Below are 21,467 nucleotides of genomic sequence, written 5' to 3'. Positions count from 1 at the left end.
TCAAGCCGCCTGCAGTTCCGCTGGCGTCTTGTACTTCTGCACCTCGGAGAAGCGCTTGACCAGATAGTCGCCGGATTTCACTGGCGCATGTCGCGACGGGTTGTCCGCGGATTGGAACTGCGGCAGGCACGCGACCGGCGTCGCGTAGTCCAGGTTGAAGAAGGTCGGGATCGAGAAGCGCTCCCGGCCCGTCCGATTGGCCACGCGGTGCGGGTTCGACACGTAGATGTCGTTGGTCCAGACCTTGACCATGTCACCCAGGTTGATGACCAGCGTGTCCTCGATGTAGGGCGCGCCCACCCATTCGCCGCTGCGCGTGCGCAACTCGAGCCCGCCGATCGGGTCTTGCGCAAGAATCGTCAGCATGCCGTAGTCGGTGTGCGCCGCGGCACCGAGTTCGAGCGCCGTGGGGCTCGACTGCGGCGGGTAGTGGAAGAGCCGCGACTGCACCATCGGCTTCTGGCACCACTGCAGGAAGAAGTCTTCGGGTTGCTCGAGCGCCGTCGCGAAGATGCGCAGCAGGTTCTTGCCCAGCGCGACCGTGTAGCCGAAGTACGTCTCGGCAGCCTCCTTCAACCAAGGCTTGTCCGCAGGCCAGCGATTGGGACCATGCAGCGGCAATCCGGCCTGGACGTCGGGGTCCGTCACCGGCAAGTCCACGCCGAGCTCGTAGCTTTCCTTCAGGTCGGGCTTGTGACCCGGATGCTGCGTCACGCCATAGGGCATGAAGCCGCGACGGAAGCGCTCGTCGATCTTGTCCTTCAGGCGCTCTTCCATCGACAGGCTGAAGTAGCGGCGCGTCGCATCGAATACCGCATCGACCGCGGCACGCGGAATGCCGTGGTTGCGAACGTAGAGAAAGCCGGTGTTCGTACACGCCGCCTTGAACTGCGCGACCAGCGGCTCGATCGGTCCGCCGGCAAGCCAGTCACCCAGATCGAGAATAGGCATTTCGGTGGCGGATGCGCGGCGCGGGACGGCGACCTGCGGGTCAATGGTGGTTTCGGTCGAGGACATGGGGTCTCCTTGGTGAGGTGAGCAGGGATGATTCGGCGTCGCAGTTCGGCTCAGGAGCCCCGCGAAAGGTCGGTGAAGGCGTCCGTCCAGAAGATGACCCGGCGCGCGATGAACTTCATCAGGCTGTGCAGCACCAGCCCGATGAGCGACAGCACGACCAGGATGGCGAACATGCCGGCGGCATCCATCGAGAAGTTGCGCTGCAGGATGAGGTAGCCCAGGCCGGCCTGCGCGCCGACGAATTCGCCGACGATGGCGCCGATCACGGCCAGCACGATGCCGATGTCCAGCCCCGCGAACACATAGGGCAAGGCCTGCGGCAGGCGCACCATCCGGAACACATGCCAGGGCGATGCGGTGAAGGCCTTCATCAGCTCGATCTGGTCGCGCGGCGCCGACCGCAGGCCGACAATGGTGTTGGCCAGTACCGGGAAGAACACGATGGTCGCGGTGATGACCACCTTCGACGTCGTGTCGAAGCCGAACCACAGCACGAAGAGCGGCGCCACCGCCACCTTGGGCACCGTCTGGAAGGCGACCACGTACGGGTACAGCACGGCTTCGAGCAGGGCGCTCTGGCCGATCAATGCGCCCAGCACCAGGCCGAAGATCGCGCCGAAGGCGAAGCCCGCGAGGATCTCGTAGAGCGTCACGCCCAGGTGCTTGACGATCTCGCCCGACTGGAACAGTTCGACCAGCGCGCGCGCCACCGCCCACGGGCCGGGAAAGATGAGCGGCGACACCTCCAGCAGGAGGACGGCGAAATGCCAGACCGCCATGACCAGCACGAAGAACCCGAGCATCAGCAAGCGCCGGCGCGTGGGCGAGAGGCCGGTCGGTTCGGGCGGCGCCTTCGTTGTTGCTGTTGAAACCAATTTCCCTTCGCCCTCCAGAGAGTCCACGGGGGCATGGATGGGTAAGGCGCTGCTGTTCATCAATCGAGCCCTCCGGCCGCATTCAGGTTGGCGCGGATGCCCGACACATAGGTGCCGAAGCGGTCCGTGTTGATCATGTCGAGCGAGCGCGGATGCGGCAGATCGACATCGATGATCTGCGTCACGCGGCCGGGGCGCGGCGACATCACGACCACGCGGTCGCCGAGAAACACCGCCTCGGGAATGCTGTGCGTCACCAGCATGATGGTGGCGCCGGTGCGCTCCTTCAGCTTGTGAAGTTCGAGGTTCATGGTCTCGCGCGTCATGGCGTCGAGCGCACCGAAGGGCTCGTCCATCAGCAGCAGCATCGGGTCGTTGACGAAAGCGCGCGCGATGCCGACGCGCTGCTGCATGCCGCCCGACAGCTCGCCGGGGTACTTCGTCGCGAAGTTCTCCAGACCGACCAATGTCAGGTAGTGCATCGCGCGTTCGGTGGCGACCTTGATGTCGCGGCCCTGGATCTGCGCCGGCACCAGTACGTTCTGCAGCACGGTGCGCCACGGCAGCAGCACCGGCGCCTGGAACACGACACCGATGTCGCGGCTCGGCCCGCTGACGGTTTTTCCGCCGAGCGCCACCGTGCCGCTGGTCGCGCGCTCCAGGCCGGCCAGGATGCGCAACAGCGTGCTCTTTCCGCAGCCACTCGGCCCGACCACGGTCACGAACTCGCCCTTGCGCACATCGAATTCGACGTCACGCAAGGCAATCACATCGCCGCCGTCTTTCGAGCGAAACACCTTCTGCAATCGGTGAAAGCCGAAGGCTGGCGCCTCCACCTGCTGGGGGGTCAGTGGCATGTTCATGCTTGCTCCAGTTCCTGGAATTCCTTCTTGATGGTCTCGATGAAGACCGCCGCGATCGGGCTCGGCGTGCGGCCCTCGCAGGTACAGATGGTCATGCGCTGGTGCTTCACGCGCGAGTCCTTGATGGGCACATAGCGAAAGCCGGGCATGTTCGCGCTGTCGCCCGGGCGGGCGTTGACCAGCGTGATCGCCATGCCGGTCTCGGCCACCGAGCGCATCATTTCGTACGAATTGGTGACCAGCACCTGGCGCGGCTGGATGCGTGCCTTGGCGAACATCTCGTCCTGGTCCCGCTTGGCGCTGATGGTCTCGTCGGGCATCGCCAGACCGTAAGCGGCGCAGTCGGTCAGCTTGACCGTATCGAGCTGCGCCAACGGATGGTGGTTGGCCACCATCACGCAGGTTTCCAGCGTGCGCTCATAGACATGCTTCACGCGCAAAGAAGGCGGCGGGTTGAAAGTCACGGCCACGTCGAGTTCGTCGCGGCCGACCAGTTCGAGGAGCTTCGTTGTCGGCGCGACCTCGACCTGGTAGGTGACACCGGGATAGCGGTCGTTGAAGCGGCTCAGGATGCCCGGGATCACCTCGCGCACGAAGGTCTCGACGACGCCCAGGCGAACGTGGCCCTTGCGCAGTCCCTTGAGGGCCTCGATCTCGGATCGCACCCGATCAAGCTCGTGATCGACATGCCGCGTATGGCGCATCAACAGTTCACCCGCCGCGGTGAGCCGCAGCACCGTGCGGCCCGGGCCACGCTCCAGCAGGGGTGCGCCGAGCTCTTCTTCGAGCAAGGCAATCTGCCGGCTGATCGCAGAGGCCGCCACGAACAGTCGCTCGGCTGCGGCGCGGATCGAGCCGGCGCGCACGACCTCCGCGAAGTAGCGCAGCGAGACGGCGGTGATCATCAGGCCGCCAGTGCGGGCGCGTCGCCCCAGGGCGCGGCGTCGCGGTCGTAGGCATCGATGGCGGCCAGCGCGGCATCGCGCTGCGCAGCCGGCATGAACGCCGCGATGAAGCTGTTGCGCGCCAGAGCCACGAGTTCTTCGCGACGCAGGCCCAAGGCGGCCTGGCAGGCAATGTAGTTGTCGTTGACGTAGCCGCCGAAGAACGAGGGATCGTCGGAGTTGACGGTGACGCAGAGCCCGGCATCCATCAGCTTCTTCAACGGATGCGCGGCCATCGACGGCACGACCTTGAGCTTGAGGTTGGAGAGCGGGCACACGGTCAGCGGAACCTGCCGCTGTGCCAGCAATTGCAGCAACGCCGGATCGTCGAGGCTCGAATTGCCGTGGTCGATGCGCTGCACGTCGAGCAGCTCGATCGCCTCGCGGACATAGGCGGCAGGGCCTTCTTCCCCGGCATGTGCCACCACCTTGAAGCCGCGCTCGCGGGCTCGGCGGAAGAATTCGACGAACTTCGAGGGCGGGTTGCCGACTTCGGCGCCACCCAGTCCGAAGCCGAGCAGCCGGTCGGCCCAGGGCATGGCCGCGTCGAGCAAGGCCAGTGCCTCTTCCTCGCTGCGATGCCGCTGGGCCAAGAGGATGAGGCCGCTGGTGATGCCGTGTTCGCGCTGGGCCGCGTCCATGGCGGCGAAGGTGCCTTCGAGCACCGTGCCCAGCGCCACGCCACGCGCGGTGTGGCCTTGCGGGCCCAGGAAGAGCTCGGCGTGCAGCACGTGGTCGGCATGTGCGCGCATCAGGTACTCGCGCGTCACGTCCTGGAAATCGGCCGCATGCACCAGCACGCGGCAGCCGTCGTAGTACAGGTCGAGAAAGGACTGCAGGTTGCGGAAACTGTAGGCCTCGCGTAGCTCGGCCTCCGTCTTCCAGGCGATCGTCACGTTGTTGCGCTTCGCCAGCGCGATGAACAGCGCTGGCTCGATGGAGCCTTCGATGTGCATGTGCAGCTCGGCCTTCGGCAGGCCGGCAATGAACTGCGCTGGCGTCATACGCCAGCGCAGGCCTTGGCGGCGTCGATGACGGCCTTGTGGTCGAAGCGGTTGATGGCTTCGACAAAGCCCGGCTTGTTGATCAGCAGCGACTCGGGCGCGACGGTGCGCTTGATGGTGCCGTCCTTGAGCATGAAATCCTGCATGCGACCATAGGCGGCGGGGTCCATCGCACCGATGCGCTTGCCGCCGTTCATCTCGAAGGCGCCTTTCATGGACTGCAGCTGCGCGTCGAGCAGGCGCATGTCCCAGCTGACCAGCGTGGCCTCGTCGGCGCCCGTGGGCTTGGTGCTGGGGTAGTTCTTCCAGTGCAGCTTCAATGCGCACATCGGGTTGGTCTGGACGAACAGCGTCGCCTTGGCGGCGCCGCGCGAGATCGCTTCGACCATGGCCGGATCAGCATCGATGGTCTTCTGCAGCGTGCCGAAGGTGAAGTCGGGCAGCGCGCGCCAGGCCGGGTCGAACAGCACACGCATCCTGGTGCCCGCATTCTGGAAGCCGGCGAGTGCCGAGCCCCAGAACATCAGCGCCTGCACGCGGTCGCTCTTGAGCGCTTCGAGGGCGGGCGCACCGGCGCCGGTCGCGATGATCTGCACGTCGGTGTCGGGGTTGATGCCGTTCGAACGCAAGTAGCCCTTGAGCAGCGGCACGCCGCCGGTGCCGAGGCTGAAAATCCCGATCTTCTTGCCCTTGAGGTCGGCCACGGTCTTGATCGGGCCGTCCTGCATCACGCCCATGCCCCAGTCGATGACGCCATTGCCCATGAGGCCGCGCACAGCGACGTTGTTCTCGGTGTTGGCCTGGATCAGGCCGGTCGAGTTGAGCTGCGCGAAGTCGACCGCGCCGCCCACCATCTGCTGGATGCCCTGCAACGACCCGCCCACGGTGATGACCTTGACGTCATAGCCCTCGTCACGCCAATAACCCAGGACGATCGGCAAGGTCAGCCACGGGTAGGTGACGTTGAGCACCTGCGTACCCACTGCAATCGTCACAGTTTTGAGCGGCTTGGCTGGCGCCTGCGCAGAAGCGTGGAAGGCGAGGACGGTGGCCAGGCAGAGGAATGCCAAAGCGCGAAACCTTGAGAACCCTGATAGGAGGCGTGAGGACATGTGCGGTGATCCGTGGGCTTGGAGATGATCGGGAGCGGCAAAGTTAGCAGGCACCGAATGATTCCTAAAACACTCGTTTCAGCGGTCTATGTGCACATTTTTAGAACATAAGACGCCTGCGATGCCGCAGGTGCAAGGCGCATGCCCGGCCCGGCGCCACGACGCGCGCACGTTGTTCCAAGCCCAACGAAAAAAGCCCGCCACCTTGCGGTAGCGGGCTTTTTTCCTGATGCCGGCAAGCCGGCGCAGCGATTACAGCGCGTTGGTACGGGTCGCGTTGCGTGCATCGGCGCGAACCGCAGCACGGTCGATCTGGCTGCCACCGACCGACAGCACGCCAGCCGAAGCGACTTCACCGTAGACGTTGCCTTGGCGTGCGGTCTGCACGGCCTGGTTGCGCACCGTGGCGCGGTCGGCGCTGGCCGTCAGCGCGGGGGTCACACCGGCGAACGACGCTTCCGAAAACACGTCACCAGCACGGGCCGTGGCGCGGGCTTGGGCAGCGACTTCAGCGCGGCTGGCGACCGAGTTCACGGTCAGCACGCCGTCATACGTTTCGGCTTGGGCGCCCACGGCGGCCAGGAGGGACAGGGTAGCTGCGGCGATGATCTTCGAGGTCTTCATTTCGTTTCTTTCAATAGGTTGGATGATTTCGAACCGGTATCGGGGGCACCGCCTTCGTGACGGCCACCGCTCGGTGCCTAGCTCACCCAGACCAGCGTCTTCAACTTGTTGTGTTCGCTGCTCTGTTGGATGAATTGTGCGCCGGCATCTAGGTGAAAACCCTCGCCAAAACGAACCACGCTATTCACGGAACTGAAACAATCGCAGGCCGTTTGCCTACAAACCAGCCTATTCACCCAGAGAAAAGGTGCCGCGGGTCAGCATCCGGCCCGCTCGGGCGAGCACCCGGGGCTCGCCGCCGCCGCGGTAGGCCCGCTGTCCGTTGACGAAGACATGCCCGATGCCCACGCTCACCCCATGCGGCTGGTCGTAGGTCGCGGTGTCGGACACCGTCTCGGGGTCGAACACCACCACGTCGGCCATCGCGCCCACGCGCAGCAGGCCCCGGTCCGCGATGCGCAGGTTGCGCGCGGTCATCCCGGTCATCTTGTGGATCGCCTGTTCCAGCGTGAACAGCCGACGGCCGCGCCAGTAGCGCGCCAGCACCCGCGGGAAGGCGCCCCACAGGCGCGGATGCGGATGGCGGTCGTGCGGCAGGCCGTCGCTGCCGATCATGGTGAGCGGGTGTGCGATCACGCGCTCGACGTCGTCCTCGTGCATCTGGAAGTAGCAGGCGCCACCGGGCTTGAGCCGAACGCAGGCGTCCTGCTCGCTCACGCCCCACTCGCGCGCGATGTCCGAGAGCAGGCGACCCGTCATCTGCGGGTGCGGGTCGGACCAGGTCAGCAGCACGTCGATCACGCCGTCGACCAGGTCCTCGCGCAACACGGTGGAGCCGGCCACATAGGGGTAGACGTCCATCGAGATCTTCTGCCGCCGCGCCAGCGCCTCGATCAGCGGCAGCGTCTCTTGCGTGCGGCCCCAGTTGGCCGGGCCGGCGCACTTGTGGTGCGAGATCACCAGCGGCACGCCGGCCGAGAACGCGGTGTCGCCGGCCTCGTGCATCGCCTCGATGATCTGCTGCATCTCGCTGCGCAGGTGGGTCGCGTACACGCCGCCATGCCGCGCGACCACGCGCGCGAGCGCCGTGACCTCTTCGGCGGGCGCCGCCATCGCCTCTTCGTAGAACAGGCCCGACGACAGGCCATGCGCGCCCTCGGCCATGCAGTCGTCGAGCAGCGCAGCCATGCGCGCCAGCTGCGCCTCGTCGGCCGGCCGGTCGAGCGCCTCCATGGCCGCGAAGCGCAGCGTGGTGTGGCCGACCAGCGCGGCGACATTGAGCGCTGGCTGGCTCGCGGCGACTGCTGCGCGGTATTCGGCCATGGTCGCGTACTGGAAGGAATCGCTGCCCAGCAGCGTGAGCGGCGGTTTCGACTGCGCCGTCCGGTACGGCGCCAGCGAGATGCCGCAGTTGCCGGTCACCACCGTCGTGATGCCCTGCGACACCTTGGGCAGGCACAGCGGGTCGCGCAGCACGATCGCATCGTCGTGGGTGTGGGCGTCGATGAAGCCCGGTGCAATCACCTGGCCAGTGCAATCGATCACCTCGACATCGGACAAGGCCAGGTCCCGGGGCAGCCGCGTGCGCAGGCCTTCGCCCAGCGCGACGATGCGGTCGCCCCGCAACAGGACGTCGCCCGGCCAGCCGGGCCCGCCCGAACCATCGACCACGAGGCCCGCTTCCAGCAAGACCGCCTGTGTCATGGGGCGCCCCCGTCCCCGTCCGCGCGGCCGTTGACGCCCCCACCGTCCCAGCTCTGCAAAGGGAATTTCGTCGCGTCGATGCCGTGCCGCTGGAACGCTTCCCGCGCGCGCTGCAGGCGCTGCATGGCCGGCTCGCCGCAGCGTTGCGCCACCAGCACGGTGAGGATCTCGATCACCGTGAGATGGGTCAGGTAGGCGTCGATGCCCACGTGCATCACGGCATCGTCGGGCACCGACAGCGCGATCAGGAAATCGGCCTTCGCCGCCAGCGGTGTGCCGGGCCGCGTGATGGCGATCACCTGCGAGCCCTGGGCCCGCGCGATGTCGACCGCGTCGAGCAGCGAGGGCATGCCGCCCACGTGCGTGATGGCGATCACCACGCCGCCGGGTCGCTGCGCTGCGCCAGCGACCTGCTGCAAGTGGTAGTCGGCCCAGGCATTGGCCGAAATGCCGAGACGGAACAGCCGCGCCTGCAGGTCGCTGGCCATGAACCAGGACGTGGCGCCCGCGCCGTACAGGTCGACGTGCGGCGCCGCCACGATGGCGGCCACCGCGCGGTCGAGCACGGCCATGTCGAGCTGGTTGCGCACGCCCGCCACCGACGCGGCGGCGCTGCGCGCGATCTTCGACACCACCTCGTCGGCCGCGTCCTCGATGTTCACGCGGCGGTGCAGCGGCGAACCGCCGAGCGCGAGCTCCTGCGCCAGCGCCAGCTTGAATTCGCGCAGGCCCGCGAAGCCCAGGTCGCGGCAGGTGCGCATGATGGTCGGCACCGAACTGCGCGAGCGCTCGGCCAGGAACTCGAAGCTTTCCTCGAGCACGCGGTCGGGGTCCTCGAGGATCAGGTCGAGGATCGCGCGCCGCGTCGCGGGTGCCTTCGCACGGATCTCGGCGACTTTTTGAAGCAGGGAGGGCGTCATCGCGTCTCGATCAGAAGTGCATGGCGACGGCGTCGCTCACGCGGTAGTCCTGCTCGACCACCGGCATCCAGTGCCACTTGTCGAAGGTGGTGCACGGGTGCGAGATGCCGAAGCCGACGCGCTCGCCGACCACCGGCGCCTGCGCCTCTTCGCTCGCATCCCAGCGCAGGTAGCCGTGCTGGTCGTTGAGCGCGCTGATGTGCCAGCCCGGCGGCACGGCGGTGGTCGCGGTCGCACCGCGAGCGGCACGCGCGATCGGCACCGGCATCGACAGGTCGAAGGAGATGTCGCGCTTGCCCATTGCGACGATCGCCAGGCCCGGCTCGGGGCGCGACTGCACCGTCGCCCAGATTTCCATCGCGGCGCGCAGGCTCTCGCCCAAGGCGCAGCCCAGGCGCGCATCGATCGGCACCTGGAAGCGCTGGTAGGTACCGTGGTCGTGCGTGACGTAGCAGCCCGAGCGCAGCAGCCCGCGCACCGGCTTGCCGATCGCGGGCGTGAGGCGGGCCGACACGAGGTCGTAGATGGCGGAGCCGCCGGCCGACACCAGCACCTCGTCGCACTCGAACCAGCCGTTCGCGACCGCCTCGCGGGCGACGGCGTCGACACGGTCCATCAGCGAGTCGGTGTAGGCGCGGTCGGCCGCGCTGTCGGCGGTGGCGCCCTGCCCTTCATAGCATTCGATGCCGACCAGCCGCACCGCGGGGCTGGCATGCGCGGCGCGCGCCACCTCGATCGCCTGCGCATGCGTGCGAACGCCGGTGCGCGCGCCGCCGACGCCGATCTCCAGCATCACCTCGAAGGGCACGCTGTCGGCATGGCGCGCGGCCCAGTCGTCGATCAGCGCGAGCTGCGCCAGCGAGTCGATGAGAAAGACGATGCGCAGGCCGTCATGGGTGCGCAGGAGCCGCTGGATGCCGCCCAGATCCTCGTCGCTCACCACCTGGTTGGCGATGAGCGTGCGGCGTGCACCGGCGGCCACGCCGACCGCGAGCTGCGTCACCGTGGCGAAGGTGATGCCCCAGGCGCCGGCGTCGAGCTGGCGGCGGAACAGCTGCGGCGACATGGTGGTCTTGCCGTGCGGTGCGAAGTCGACGCCCCATGCACGCACGCGCTCCTGCATCCACGCCACGTTGTGTTCCAGCGCCTCGCGCTTGAGCACCGCGAGCGGCAGCGGCAGGTCGCCGGCCAGCACGTTCCAGCCGGCCTGGCCGACCTCGCTGCGGCGGCGCGGCGCCTGCGTGCGCGGGTAGCCCTTGTGGCCGCTGCCGAGCAGCGGGTCGAGAAAGTCGGAAGTCTGGGTGTCGGTCATGGGCATGGTCAGGCGATGGCGATGGCGGTCGAAAGCAGTTCCTTGCGGATGCAGGCGCTATGGTGCCCGGGGGCGATCTCGTCGAGCGGGGGCACGGCCTGCGCGCACGCATCGATCGCATGCGGGCAGCGCGTGCGGAACACGCAGCCCGAAGGCGGCGCGATGGGGCTGGGGATGTCGCCCTGCAGCGCGACATGCGTGGTCGGCACGAGCGGGTCGGGCTTCGGGCTGGCGGCCAGCAGCGCCTGCGTGTACGGGTGCGACGGCCGCGCGAAGAGTTCTTCCGTGGTCGCGACCTCCATCACCTTGCCGAGGTACAGCACTACCACGCGGTCGCACAGGTACTCGACCACGTCGAGGTCGTGCGAGATGAAGAGCATCGTCAGGCCGAGGCGCTCGCGCAGGTCCGCCAGCAGGTTGATCACCTGCGACTGGATCGACACGTCGAGCGCCGACAGCGGCTCGTCCGCCACGATGAACTCGGGCTCGACCGCGAGCGCGCGCGCCACGCCGATGCGCTGGCGCTGGCCCCCGGAGAACTCGTGCGGGAACCGGGTCGCATGCTCGGGCCGCAGGCCCACGGTCTCGAGCAGTTCGGCGATGCGCCTGTCGCGCGCCGCGGCGCCCTTGTGCAGGCCGTGGGTCGACAGCGCCTCGCCGAGGATCGCGCTGATGCGCATCTTCGGGTTCAGGCTCGCGTACGGGTCCTGGAAGATGATCTGCAGCTTGCTGCGCAGCTTGCGCATCTGCTCGCCCGACAGCTTGCCGATGTCGTCGCCGCGGTAGCGGACTTCGCCGTCGGTGCAGTCGAGCAGGCGCAGCACGGTGCGGCCGATGGTGCTTTTGCCGGAACCCGATTCGCCGACCAGGCCCAGCGTCTCGCCGGGCTGGATCGTGAAGGACACGTCGTCGACGGCGCGCACCGGGCGGTCGCCCTTGCCGAAGTATTTCTTGAGTCGGCGGACTTCGATGAGAGGGACGGTGGACATGGGAGCGTGGGGGCGTTGTTCTTGTCGTCGGGCTCAGGCGGCCTGCGGGCGTCGGTCGGCAACGGCGGGCACGCGGATGCAGCGCGCCTCGCGATCGGCCTGGGTCGCGATCAGCGGCGGCATCGCCTCGCGGCAGGCGGGCAGCGCCTGGTCGCAGCGCGGCTCGAAGGCACAGCCCGGTGGCGGTGCCAGCGGGCTCGACACCTGGCCGCGAATGGCGAACAGGCGCCTGGGCCGCGGCTGGCCGCGCACATGGGCCTTGCCCGGCAGGCAGGCCAAGAGGCCCTGCGTGTACGGATGCTCGGGCGTGGCGAACAACGGCCGCACCGGTGCGCGCTCGACCACACGGCCCGCGTAGAGCACCACCACATCGTCCGCATGGTGCGCGACCACGCCGAGGTTGTGCGTGATGAACAGGATGCTCATCCCGGTCTCGGTCTGCAGTCGGCGCATCAACGCGAGGATCTGCGCCTGGATCGTGACGTCGAGCGCGGTGGTGGGCTCGTCGGCGATGAGAAGCGTCGGGTCGCAGGCCATGGCCAGCGCGATCATCACGCGCTGGCGCATGCCGCCCGAGAGCTGGTGCGGGTACTCGTGCAGGCGCTGCGCGGCCGCGGGAATCTCGACCAGGTCGAGCATGCGCTTGGCATGCGCGAGGGCCGCCGCGCGGTCGAGCCCCTTGTGCAGGCGCACGCTCTCGGCGATCTGCTCGCCGATCTTGAAGACCGGGTTCAGGCTGGTCATTGGCTCCTGGAAGATCATCGACAGCTGGTTGCCACGCAGCGAACGCATCTCGCGTTCGCCGATGCCCAGCAGGTCGACCGTCTTGCCTTCGCGCGTGACGAAGTCGGCCCGGCCGCTGACCTGCGCGTTCGCGGTTTTGGGCAAGAGGCGCATCAGCGTGAGGCTGGTGACCGACTTGCCCGAGCCCGACTCGCCCACCAGCGCCGTCGTCTTGCCGGGCTGGATCGAGAAGCTCACGTCGGCGACCGAGCGCACCAGGCCGTCCTCGGTGGGGAAGAAGGTGCTCAGGTGGCTGACCGTGAGACGTGGGGTGGTGGTCATGTCAGTGTCTCCACCGCCGAGGGGTCGGGGCGTTCGGGTTGCGGACGTTCTGGGTGCGTGCACAGGACACCGGGTACTCCCCTCCGCTCATGTCCCCCGCCTTCGGCTCCTCCTTTACTTCGCTGCGGGGAGCACCCGGCATCCTGCGCACGAGGGCAGGTTGGGTTGTGCTGTCGACCCACCACCGTGACGGATCGCGTCGATGGCGTGCTCTGCGCAGCGAAATCAAGGAGGAGGCCGCGGGCCGGGGGACATTCGCGGAGCAGAGTACGCCGTCGGCGCGAGCCCGCCCCGGACCATGGCCAACCTGACGAGCGAGGCGGCTGAGCGCATCCATCCTAGGCCGCCTTCTTGAGCTTGGGGTCGAGCAGGTCGCGCACGCCATCGCCCAGCAGTTGCAGCGACAGCGCGGTGAAGATGATCGCCAGCCCCGGGAACAGCACCACCCAGAAGGCCTGGTTGGCGTACTGCTGGCTGCCCGCGACCATCGTGCCCCAGGTCGGGATCTCCGGCGGCACGCCGACGCCGAGGAAGGACAGGCCGGCCTCGGCCAGGATCGCATAGGCGAAGATGAACGACACCTGCACCAGGATCGGCGACATCAGGTTCGGCAGGATGTGGCGCCACAGGATGCGCGAGGTGCGCACGCCCAGCGCCCGCACCGCCTCGACGAACAGCAGCTCGCGCACCACCAGCGTGGACGCCCGCACCACGCGTGCGACGCGCGGCGTGTAGACCAGCACCAGCGCCAGCACCGTGTTGCCGAGCGACGGCCCGAGGATCGCGACCAGCGCGATCGCCAGCAGGATGTCGGGGAAGGCCATCATCGCGTCGACCACGCGCATCAGCGGCGTGTCGAGCCGGCGGAAGAAGCCGGCCATCAGGCCGAGCACGGTGCCGGCCACCACGGCGCCGATCGCGGTGAGTGCGGCGATCGACAGCGAGTAGCGCGCGCCATAGACGATGCGTGCGTACATGTCGCGGCCGAGCTCGTCGGTGCCCATGAGGTGCTCGGCGCCCGGTGCCTTCAGCCGCTGCAGCACGGCGGTGTCGTTGGGGTCGGCCGAGGCGAACAGCGGTGCGCCGATGGCCGCCACCACGATCACCAGCAGCACCAGCGCGGACAGCATCACGATGCGGCGGTGCATCAGCTGGCGAAGCATTCTTGGCATGTGCATGGTCGGCGCCTTCAGAGCTTAACGCGTGGATCGACCACCGCGTAGAGCAGGTCGATGGAGAAGTTGATGAGCACGTAGATCGCCGCGATCACGAGCAGCGCGCCCTGGATCACGGGGTAGTCGCGGCGCAGCACCGCATTGACCACCAGGTTGCCGACGCCGGGCAGGCCGAACACCGTCTCGGTGATGACCGCGCCGCCGATCATCAGCGCGATGGTCAGGCCCAGCACCGTGACGATCGGCACCAGCGCATTGCGCAGCGCATGCTTGAGCACGACCACGCTTTCCGACAGGCCCTTGGAACGCGCGGTGCGCACGTAGTCCTCGCCCAGCACGTCGAGCATCGAGGCGCGGGTGAAGCGGATGATCAGCGCCGAATTGAGCAGGCCCAGCACGGTCGCCGGCAGCACCAGCGCATGCAGACGCTCGGCCAGCGGCGCCCCGGGCGCGCCGTAGCCCGACACCGGGAACCAGCCGAAGGACACGGCGAAGATCTGGATGAGCACCAGCCCCAGCCAGAAGCTCGGGATGCTGGCGCCGAGCATCGCGATGCCGGTGAAGAGCTGGTCGACCGCACGGCCTCGGAACACCGCCGACACGATGCCGCACGGCAGGCCGATCAGCGCGGCGATGCCCACCGCCATCAGTGCGAGCAGCGTGGTCGGCTCGGCGCGTTCCCACAGGGCCTGGGTCACCGGGCGCTGCAGGAAGATCGACGTGCCCAGGTTGCCCTGCAGCACCTCGCGCAGCCAGTAGCCGAACTGCACCGGCAGCGGCTTGTCGAGGCCGTATTCCTTCTGCACGCGTGCGATGTCCGCGGCCGTGGCCTGGTCGCCCAGCAGCACCGAGATCGGGTCGCCCGACGCCGCGCGCGTGAGGATGAACACCAGCACCGCGACGATGGCGAGCACGACGAGCATGCCGAAGGCACGCGAGGCGATGTAGCGCAGCATGGGGGCAGGCTTACTTGATCTTCGCGTTCCAGAAGAACGGCCAGGTCGCGGGCTGGTAGTTGTCCAGGGCCGGGCTCTTGGCCGACAGGCCGTTGAACTTGCCCACGTTCACGTAGGGCACTTCGTCGTACACCACCTGCTGCACCTTGCCCCACAGCGCGCCGCGCTTGGCCGGGTCGCTCTCGACGTTGAAGGCCTGCAGCGCCGCCTTCTTGGCAGGCGTGTCCCACCAGCCCGGCGCGCCGTCACCGAGCTGCGGCGGCGACAGCATCGGCTCGGGGAACTGGCCCGAATGCGTGACGTAGACGTCCCACAGCTTCGAGTCGTTGCGGCGCTGCACCAGCGTCGCCCAGTCGACCACGTTCAGTTCGACCTTGAAGCCGGCGCGCTTGAGCTGCTCGGCCATCAGCAGCGACATGTTGTAGTGGAAGTCGTACTGGCGGCTGGTCAGCACGCGGATCGGCTCGCCCTTGTAGCCGGCCTTGGCCGCGGCCTCCTTGGCCTTCGGCGCGTTGCGCTGGTTGTACAGATCGCTGCCCGCCGTCGAATAGAAGGGCGAGCCCTTCGGAAAATGGTTGGCCTCGGCCGTGAAGAAGCGCGTGTCGCCGAAGCCGGCGGCCAGCATCTCGCCCTCGCCCATCGCGGTCTGGATCGCCTGGCGCACGGCCTGGCTGGCGGCCACGCCTTCCTTGGTGTTGAACACGATGTAGGGGAAGCCGAAGGACGGCGTAAGGATCGGCACCGTCTTGCCGCCGGACTTCTCCAGCCGCGGCAGGGCTTCCACCGGCAGCAGGTCCGCGAAGTCGTACTGGCCGGCCAAGGCGCCTTCGACGCGGGTGCTGGCGTTGGGCACCGGCACGAAGCGCAGCTCCTCGATCGCGGCCTCGCGCTTGCCGCCGTAGCCACTCGCGGGTTCCTTGCGCGATGCGTACTTGTCGAAGCGCGTGAGCAGCACGTACTGGTCGGGGCGGCGCTCCTTGAACTTGTAGGGGCCGGTGCCGACGAAGTCCTTCAGCGGCTGCGCGATCGACTCCTTCGCCATGATCGCGGCCATGCCGCTGGGCAGCGCCAGTTGCGACAGCAGCGGCGCATAGGGTGCCTTCAAGACGATCTCGACCGCGAGCGGGCCCTTGGCCTGCAGGCTCGCGATTTCCTTGCCCACGGCCTTGCCGCGCGGCGACTGTTCCATCCAGCGCTGCAGGCTCGCCACCACGTCGTCGGCGGTCAGCTCGCGGCCGCTGTGCAGCATCACGCCCTTGCGCAGCGCGATGGCGTAGGTCTTGCCGTCCGCCGAGATCTTGGGCATGGCTTCGGCCAGCATCGGCACCACGTTCCACTTGGCGTCGAAGGTGTAGAGCGTCTCGTAGACGTGCTGCATGATGGTTCCGACCAGGTCGGCCGTGGACGCCATCGGGTCGAGCGTCTGGGGCTCGGCGACCATCGCCAGCGTGGCGAAGTTGCGCGGGGCCTGGGCCTGGGCCGGCGCCACGGCGCACAGCGCGGCCACGAGGGAGGCACCCAGCACGACGCGTCGGCGCAGCGCGGGAAGGTGGACAGAGGCACGGTCGATCATGGGGAGCTCCTTCAGGGCGTCGGACGGAGAGATTGAAATTTACTTTCTCTTTTCATCGACTCTGAAGCATCAAGCGTGCCAAATCATCCGTAATTACCCGCTATTCCTCGGCGTCACTGAAATATACTTTCAGAACATCCCGGCTGAGGCCTTGGCCGATGCCTTTTTCGTCCCTGCCACTGGAGCCCGCATGCCCCTCGAATACCTCGGTGCCGAACCCACCACCTCCGACCGCCAGCCGCGCCCCTTCTCGCCGGCCGTGCGCGCGGGCGATTTCATCTATGTGTCGGGCCAGGTCCCGGCCGATGCCAACGGCGAGATCGTCGTCGGCGGCATTGAAGCGCAGACGCGCCAGGTGATGGAGAACCTCAAGGCCGTGCTGGCGATGGCCGGCGCCACGCTCGACGACGTGTGCAAGAGCACCGTCTGGCTGCAGGACGCGCGCGACTTCGGTGCGTTCAACCGCATCTACATGGGCTATTTCGGTGCCGGCAAGCCCGCGCGCTCGACCACCGAGGCGCGGCTGATGGTCGACGCAAAGGTCGAGATCGACGTGGTGGCCTACAAGCCGAAGAACTGAAGAGCGCGGGTGCGCCACGGCACCTGCGTTACAGCACCTTCTTGACGATCTGGCGGTCGTTCACCATCCAGTCGGCCGTCTTGAAGAACGAATCGCGCAGGCGCGCACGCAGCGCTTCGTCGACACCGGTCTCACCCATCGCCTGGTCCATGCAGGCCAGCCACTGGTCGCGTTCGGCGAGGCCGATGGTGTGGCCGCCGATGCTCTGCGGCAGATGGCGCGCGCGCAGCATCGGGTGGCCGAAGCGGTCGGTGTAGTGCTGCGGGCCGCCGAGCCAGCCGCACAGGAACCAGAAGAGCCGCTGGCGCGCGTTGTCGAGCGTGTTGCCGTGCACCGCGCGCAGGCGTGCGTACGCCGGCTCGAGGTCCATCAGGTCATAGAAGCGGTCGACCAGCGCCTGCACGGCGGGCTCGCCGCCGATCCATTCGAAGGGGCTGTCGACGGGTGGCTTGTCTTGGATCTGCATGACGGCCATTGTCGGCGCAGCGCCTTCAAGGCGGCTGGAAGCCGGCATCGCGCAGCGCCGCCTGCCCGGCGCCATCGCACAACGCGTCCGCGAAGCGCTGCGCGGCCGGCGGTGCGTCGCCGCACACCGTCAGGCCATAGGCGGCGCCGACGTTGAAGCGCGGATCGATCTCGACCTGGCGCAGGCCCGGCCGCTCGGCCACCGCGATCACGGCATTGGTGCGGTACGTGATGAAGATGTCGGCCGCGCCGCTGGCCACCAGACGTCCGTAGACGTTGCCCTCGCCTGCCGGCTTGGGCACGCCGGGCGCGCCGGTGAGGCGCAGGGCCTTGGCCGCCAGCGCGCCGGCCGGTGCGGCACCGCACTGCTCGAAGCGCTGGAAGCACTCGACGGCGTAGTCGCCCGACGGGTCGGACCCCGGCGTCGAGGTACCAAGGCGCACGGCCGGATCGAGCATGGCCTGCACCAGCGTCTCGGGCGTCACGGCCAGGCCCGGCCGCACCAGGGCGCAGAGCGCGTTGCGGGCAAAGACGTGGGTCGGCCCGTACCCGTGCGCGTCGCTCAAGGCCTGTGGATGCGCGAGGTTGGCCGACGCGAACACGTCGGCCCGCTCGCCGCCGGCGATGCGCTCGCGCAGCAGGCCGGAGGCGCCGAAGACGAAGTCGATGCGAAGGCCAGGGGCTTCGGCCTCGAAGGCTCGCGCCGCCTGCGTGAACGGCGCGCGCAGGCTGCCGGCGGCGAACACGGTGATCGCGCCCGCCGCGGGCTGCATCACTTGGCGTTCGGGAAGAACAGCTGCTCGCCGCCGATCTTGTAGCTCGCGATGGTGGACTGCCCGGCCGGCGACGTCACCCAGTCGACGAACTTCTGCGCGTCGGTGCTGTTGAGGTTGGGGAATTTGGTCGGGCTCACCACCATCACGCCGTACTGGTTGAAGAGCCGCTTGTCGCCCTCGACCACCACCGCCAGGTCGGCCCGGTTCTTGAAGCTCAGCCAGGTGCCGCGGTCGGCCAGCACGTAGCTGCCGTTCGACGCCGCGATGTTCAGCGCCGGGCCCATGCCGCAGCCGCATTCCTTGTAGCCGCCGCCCTTCCTGTCGTTGGGCACCGGCTGTACAGCGTCGGCCACGCCGGTCTGCGTCCAGAGGCGGCGCTCGGCGGCATCGGTGCCGCTCTTGTCGCCGCGCGAGACGAAGGGGCCGTTCGCGGCCGCGATCTTCTTGAGCGCCGCGACGATGTCGTTGCCCTTCACGCCCGCCGGATCGTTCTTCGGCCCGATCAGCACGAAGTCGTTGTACATGACGGGCAGCCGCTGGGCCGCGAAGCCTTCGGCGACGAACTTCTCCTCGGCCGCGGTGTCGTGCACGAAGAGCACGTCGGCATCGCCGCGCCGGGCCATGTCGATGGCCTGGCCGGTGCCCACGGCCACGACCTTGGTGTCGACGCCGGTCGCCTGCTTGAAGGCCGGCAGCAGATGCGAGAACAGGCCCGACTGCTCGGTCGACGTGGTCGAGGCCATGGTGAGGGTGCCGGCCTGGGCCGCGGCACCGAAAGAGACGAAGGACACGAACGCCACGGCGGCAGCCACGGGGCGCAGCGCGCGCTGGAGGAATTTCAAGGTCATGCGAGTTCTCCTTTGACGAACAGGTGGGCCTCTTCCGGCAGGGGCCCGTGAAAGAAATCGTGCACGGGCAGGTCGGCCACCACGCGCCCTTGCTCGAGGTAGACGACGCGCGTGGCGAGCCGCTTGACCTGCCCGAGGTTGTGGCTGGCGAAGACCAGCGTGCGGCCGGCGGCGGCCTCGGCGATGAGCGCCTCGACCTCGCGCTTGGCGGTGGGGTCGAGGCTGGCCGTCGGCTCGTCGAGCAGCAGCACGTCCGGGTGCAGCGCCCAGGCACGCGCGAGCGCGAGCCGCTGCTGCTGGCCGCCCGACAGCGTGCGTGCGTTGCGCGCAGCGAGGTCGCTCATGCCGACGCGACCGAGGGCCTCGTGCGCCCCCTGGCGCGCCGCGCGCCAGCCACCGCCGCGCAGCCACAGCGCGAGCGCCACATTGGTCGCCACGCTCGCGCGCAGCATGTGCGGCCGCTGGAACAGCATCGCCTGGCGCGAACGCGGCGCGCGCCGCAGCATCGCGCCCGAGGCATGCGGCACCAGGCCGTGCAGCAGGCGCAGCAGCGTGCTCTTGCCGCTGCCGTTAGCGCCGATCAGGGCGACGCGCTCGCCCTGGCCGATCGACAGCGTCGCGCCGCGCAACGCCAGCACATGGCCGAAGCGCACCTCGACGTCGTGCAAGGCGAAGAGCGTTTCGCCCGGCCGCATCTCGCTCATGCGATTTGCCCCCCGCGCATCGCCTCGGCCACGCCGCCGTCGGCGCGTTCGCGCCAGCCGCGCAGCGCAGCGATGGCGAGGTTGAGCACCAGCACCACCAGCAGCAGCACGATGCCCAGCGCCACCGCCAGCGGCAGGTCGCCCTTGCTGGTCTCCAGCGCGATGGCCGTGGTCATGACGCGGGTGAAGCCGTCGATGTTGCCGCCCACCACCATCACCGCGCCCACCTCCGACACGGCGCGGCCGAAGGCGGCGATCAGCACGGTGATCAGCGCGTAGCGTTCGTCGGCGGCGATCAGCAGCGAACGCAGCAGTGGCCTGGCGCCGAGCGAGCGCAGCTGCTCGCCGTGCCCGCGGTCGGCGTCTTCGATGACCTGGCGCGTGAGCGCGGTGACCATCGGCAGCACCAGCACCGTCTGCGCCAGCACCATGGCCTTGAACGAGAAGAGCCATCCCAGGAAGCCGAGCGGCCCCGAGCGCGACAGCAGCAGGTAGATGACCAGGCCCACCACCACCGACGGCAGCGCGAGGAAGGTGTTGAGCACCGCCAGCACGACGGCGCGCCCCTTGAAGCGCACCACGGCGAGCCACGCGCCCAGCAGCAGGCCGAAGCCGCAGGCGAGCACGCAGGCGCTCGCGCTGACGGCCAGCGAGCGGCCGACGATGGCGAGCAACACCGGATCGGCGGACGCGATCAGGTGCGCAGCGGCGGTGACGCTGTCGGTGAATGTGTTCATCGTGGTGCGGGGCGAGTATCGGATTGCGCAACCGCCAACCTATGCACGCCTTTGCATAGGTGGATGCGCATAATCGCGCCGCAGAACGACACGCCCTCCTCTCTTCTCTTCCCTCGTGCACGCCATCGAACTTTCCTACGCCATCGCGCCGCGCCGCAGCGGCCGCGCCATGGTGCGCAACCCGTTGATGACGCTGCTGCAGGCCGTGCGCGACCACGGCTCGATCTCGGCGGCGGCGCGCGCGGTCGGCCTGTCGTACCGCCATGTGTGGGGCGAGCTCAAGCGCTGGGAAGAGACGCTGGGCCACGCGCTGGTGATGAGCGAGCAGGGCCAGCGCGCGCACCTCTCGGCGTTCGGCGACAAGCTGCTGTGGGCGGAGCGCCAGGCGCAGGCGCGGCTGGCCCCGCAGATCGAGGCGCTGCACGCCGAGCTCGAACGCGCCTTCGCGGTCGCCTTCGATCCGCGCACGCATGTGCTGAGCCTGCAGGCCAGCCACGACGACGCGCTGACCCTGCTGCGCACCCAGGCCGCCGGCGCGCGGCTGCAGCTCGACATCCAGTTCACCGGCAGCGTGGACGCCATCCGCGCGCTCAACCAGGGCCGCTGCGTGATGGCGGGCTTCCACACGCTGGAGCAGCCGCCGCGCGGCTCGCTGGCGCAGCGCACCTACCAGCCGCTGCTCAAGCCGGGGCAGCACAAGCTGATCGGCTTCGCGCGGCGAACGCAGGGGCTGATCGTGACCGCCGGCAACCCGCTGGCGCTGCGCACGCTGGGCGACGTGGTGCAGCGCCGCGCCCGCTACGTGAACCGCGCCATCGGTACCGGCACGCGCCTGCTGTTCGACGAATTGCTGGCCGGCGCGTCGCTGTCGGCCGAAGACGTGGAGGGCCACGACCGCATCGAGCCCTCGCATGCGGCCGTCGCGCATGCGGTGGCCTCGGGCGAAGCGGAAGCGGGCCTCGGCCTCGAATCAGCCGCGCGCGAAGCGGGCCTGGGCTTCGTGCCGCTGGTTCAGGAGCGCTACCACCTCGCCTGCCTGAAGGACGCGCTGAAGCAACCGGCCCTCAAGGCACTGCTGACCGTGTTGCGTGGTGCGCAGTGGCAGCACCAGCTGGGCACGCTGCCGGGCTACGAGAGCGTGGCGAGCGGCGAGGTGCAGTCGCTGAGCGCGCTGCTGCCGTGGTGGACCTTCAAGGACCGCAAGCCCGCCGCGTGAGGCGCGGC

Annotated in this window: 22 protein-coding genes; 2 read left to right on the top strand and 20 right to left on the bottom strand. The window is 68.6% G+C overall.

The genetic code is table 11. The features are described from left to right. The 15 genes from ACSFA2_RS02005 to ACSFA2_RS01935 all read right to left on the bottom strand — a co-directional run bounded on the left by ACSFA2_RS02005 (position 1) and on the right by ACSFA2_RS01935 (position 16,133). The gene (locus tag ACSFA2_RS02005) at positions 1-1,017 is read right to left on the bottom strand and encodes an isopenicillin N synthase family dioxygenase (RefSeq protein WP_435453632.1); all 1,017 of its coding nucleotides are present in this window, start codon (positions 1,015-1,017) and stop codon (positions 1-3) included. Between the two features lie 50 nt (positions 1,018-1,067). Continuing rightward, positions 1,068-1,820 (bottom strand): ABC transporter permease, encoded by a 753-nt coding sequence (locus ACSFA2_RS02000; RefSeq protein ID WP_435453631.1) that lies wholly within the window; start codon positions 1,818-1,820, stop codon positions 1,068-1,070. A 131-nt stretch (positions 1,821-1,951) separates the two neighbouring features. Next, positions 1,952-2,749 (bottom strand): ABC transporter ATP-binding protein, encoded by a 798-nt coding sequence (locus tag ACSFA2_RS01995; RefSeq protein ID WP_435453630.1) that lies wholly within the window; start codon positions 2,747-2,749, stop codon positions 1,952-1,954. 2 nt (positions 2,750-2,751) lie between these two features. Continuing rightward, complete coding sequence (locus tag ACSFA2_RS01990; protein ID WP_435453629.1) at positions 2,752-3,660, bottom strand: LysR family transcriptional regulator; 909 nt, start codon at positions 3,658-3,660, stop codon at positions 2,752-2,754. Continuing rightward, on the bottom strand, positions 3,660-4,703 hold the full coding sequence (locus tag ACSFA2_RS01985) for an adenosine deaminase (RefSeq protein WP_435453628.1): 1,044 nt from the start codon (positions 4,701-4,703) through the stop codon (positions 3,660-3,662). Before ACSFA2_RS01985 ends, ACSFA2_RS01990 begins: the two co-directional genes overlap by 1 nt. After that, positions 4,700-5,773, bottom strand: a complete 1,074-nt coding sequence (locus ACSFA2_RS01980; RefSeq protein ID WP_435453627.1) for an ABC transporter substrate-binding protein — start codon at positions 5,771-5,773, stop codon at positions 4,700-4,702. The genes ACSFA2_RS01985 and ACSFA2_RS01980 overlap by 4 nt, the downstream gene beginning before the upstream one ends. 294 nt (positions 5,774-6,067) lie before the next feature. Next, positions 6,068-6,439, bottom strand: coding sequence for a helicase SNF2 (locus tag ACSFA2_RS01975; protein ID WP_435453626.1), 372 nt, complete (start codon positions 6,437-6,439; stop codon positions 6,068-6,070). Positions 6,440-6,667: 228 nt separating this feature from the next. Continuing rightward, positions 6,668-8,143, bottom strand: a complete 1,476-nt coding sequence (locus ACSFA2_RS01970) for an N-acyl-D-amino-acid deacylase family protein (RefSeq protein WP_435453625.1) — start codon at positions 8,141-8,143, stop codon at positions 6,668-6,670. Continuing rightward, positions 8,140-9,063 carry a MurR/RpiR family transcriptional regulator gene (locus tag ACSFA2_RS01965; RefSeq protein WP_435453624.1) on the bottom strand — a complete coding sequence of 308 codons (924 nt, stop codon included), beginning with the start codon at positions 9,061-9,063 and terminating at the stop codon, positions 8,140-8,142. Before ACSFA2_RS01965 ends, ACSFA2_RS01970 begins: the two co-directional genes overlap by 4 nt. Positions 9,064-9,073: 10 nt before the next feature. Next, positions 9,074-10,375, bottom strand: a complete 1,302-nt coding sequence (locus tag ACSFA2_RS01960) for an alanine racemase (RefSeq protein WP_435453623.1) — start codon at positions 10,373-10,375, stop codon at positions 9,074-9,076. Positions 10,376-10,383: 8 nt separating this feature from the next. Further along, positions 10,384-11,364 carry an ABC transporter ATP-binding protein gene (locus ACSFA2_RS01955; protein WP_435453622.1) on the bottom strand — a complete coding sequence of 327 codons (981 nt, stop codon included), beginning with the start codon at positions 11,362-11,364 and terminating at the stop codon, positions 10,384-10,386. A 33-nt stretch (positions 11,365-11,397) separates the two neighbouring features. Beyond that, positions 11,398-12,429: an ABC transporter ATP-binding protein gene (locus ACSFA2_RS01950; RefSeq protein ID WP_435453621.1), complete on the bottom strand. Its 1,032-nt coding sequence runs from the start codon at positions 12,427-12,429 to the stop codon at positions 11,398-11,400. Between the two features lie 338 nt (positions 12,430-12,767). Continuing rightward, entirely contained in the window at positions 12,768-13,607 is an 840-nt protein-coding gene (locus tag ACSFA2_RS01945) for an ABC transporter permease (protein WP_435453620.1), read from the bottom strand. Positions 13,608-13,618: 11 nt separating this feature from the next. Then, entirely contained in the window at positions 13,619-14,560 is a 942-nt protein-coding gene (locus ACSFA2_RS01940) for an ABC transporter permease (RefSeq protein ID WP_435453619.1), read from the bottom strand. A gap of 10 nt (positions 14,561-14,570) precedes the next feature. Beyond that, positions 14,571-16,133 (bottom strand): ABC transporter substrate-binding protein, encoded by a 1,563-nt coding sequence (locus tag ACSFA2_RS01935; RefSeq protein ID WP_435453618.1) that lies wholly within the window; start codon positions 16,131-16,133, stop codon positions 14,571-14,573. A 190-nt stretch (positions 16,134-16,323) separates the two neighbouring features. Between ACSFA2_RS01935 and ACSFA2_RS01930 the strand changes: the two genes are divergently transcribed. Beyond that, on the top strand, positions 16,324-16,713 hold the full coding sequence (locus ACSFA2_RS01930; protein WP_286644553.1) for a RidA family protein: 390 nt from the start codon (positions 16,324-16,326) through the stop codon (positions 16,711-16,713). A 28-nt stretch (positions 16,714-16,741) separates the two neighbouring features. Here ACSFA2_RS01930 and ACSFA2_RS01925 read toward each other — a convergent pair whose 3' ends face one another. Genes ACSFA2_RS01925 through ACSFA2_RS01905 form a run of 5 tightly spaced genes read right to left on the bottom strand, consistent with a single transcriptional unit; the run spans position 16,742 to position 20,243 of the window. Further along, positions 16,742-17,179: a group II truncated hemoglobin gene (locus ACSFA2_RS01925; protein ID WP_286644552.1), complete on the bottom strand. Its 438-nt coding sequence runs from the start codon at positions 17,177-17,179 to the stop codon at positions 16,742-16,744. Positions 17,180-17,204: 25 nt separating this feature from the next. Next, entirely contained in the window at positions 17,205-17,951 is a 747-nt protein-coding gene (locus tag ACSFA2_RS01920; RefSeq protein ID WP_435453617.1) for an extracellular solute-binding protein, read from the bottom strand. Continuing rightward, positions 17,951-18,802 carry an ABC transporter substrate-binding protein gene (locus tag ACSFA2_RS01915; RefSeq protein ID WP_435453616.1) on the bottom strand — a complete coding sequence of 284 codons (852 nt, stop codon included), beginning with the start codon at positions 18,800-18,802 and terminating at the stop codon, positions 17,951-17,953. Before ACSFA2_RS01915 ends, ACSFA2_RS01920 begins: the two co-directional genes overlap by 1 nt. Next, positions 18,799-19,506, bottom strand: a complete 708-nt coding sequence (locus ACSFA2_RS01910) for an ABC transporter ATP-binding protein (RefSeq protein ID WP_435453615.1) — start codon at positions 19,504-19,506, stop codon at positions 18,799-18,801. Before ACSFA2_RS01910 ends, ACSFA2_RS01915 begins: the two co-directional genes overlap by 4 nt. Continuing rightward, positions 19,503-20,243: an ABC transporter permease gene (locus ACSFA2_RS01905; RefSeq protein ID WP_435453614.1), complete on the bottom strand. Its 741-nt coding sequence runs from the start codon at positions 20,241-20,243 to the stop codon at positions 19,503-19,505. Before ACSFA2_RS01905 ends, ACSFA2_RS01910 begins: the two co-directional genes overlap by 4 nt. A 115-nt stretch (positions 20,244-20,358) precedes the next feature. On the opposite strand from ACSFA2_RS01905, the gene ACSFA2_RS01900 reads away from it, so the two are divergent. Further along, positions 20,359-21,459, top strand: a complete 1,101-nt coding sequence (locus ACSFA2_RS01900; RefSeq protein ID WP_435453613.1) for a substrate-binding domain-containing protein — start codon at positions 20,359-20,361, stop codon at positions 21,457-21,459. Positions 21,460-21,467 lie beyond the last annotated feature (8 nt).

The organism is Variovorax cryoconiti, assembly GCF_051216395.1.
Taxonomy (GTDB): domain Bacteria; phylum Pseudomonadota; class Gammaproteobacteria; order Burkholderiales; family Burkholderiaceae_C; genus Variovorax.
This window is presented reverse-complemented; position numbering and strand designations above follow the sequence as displayed.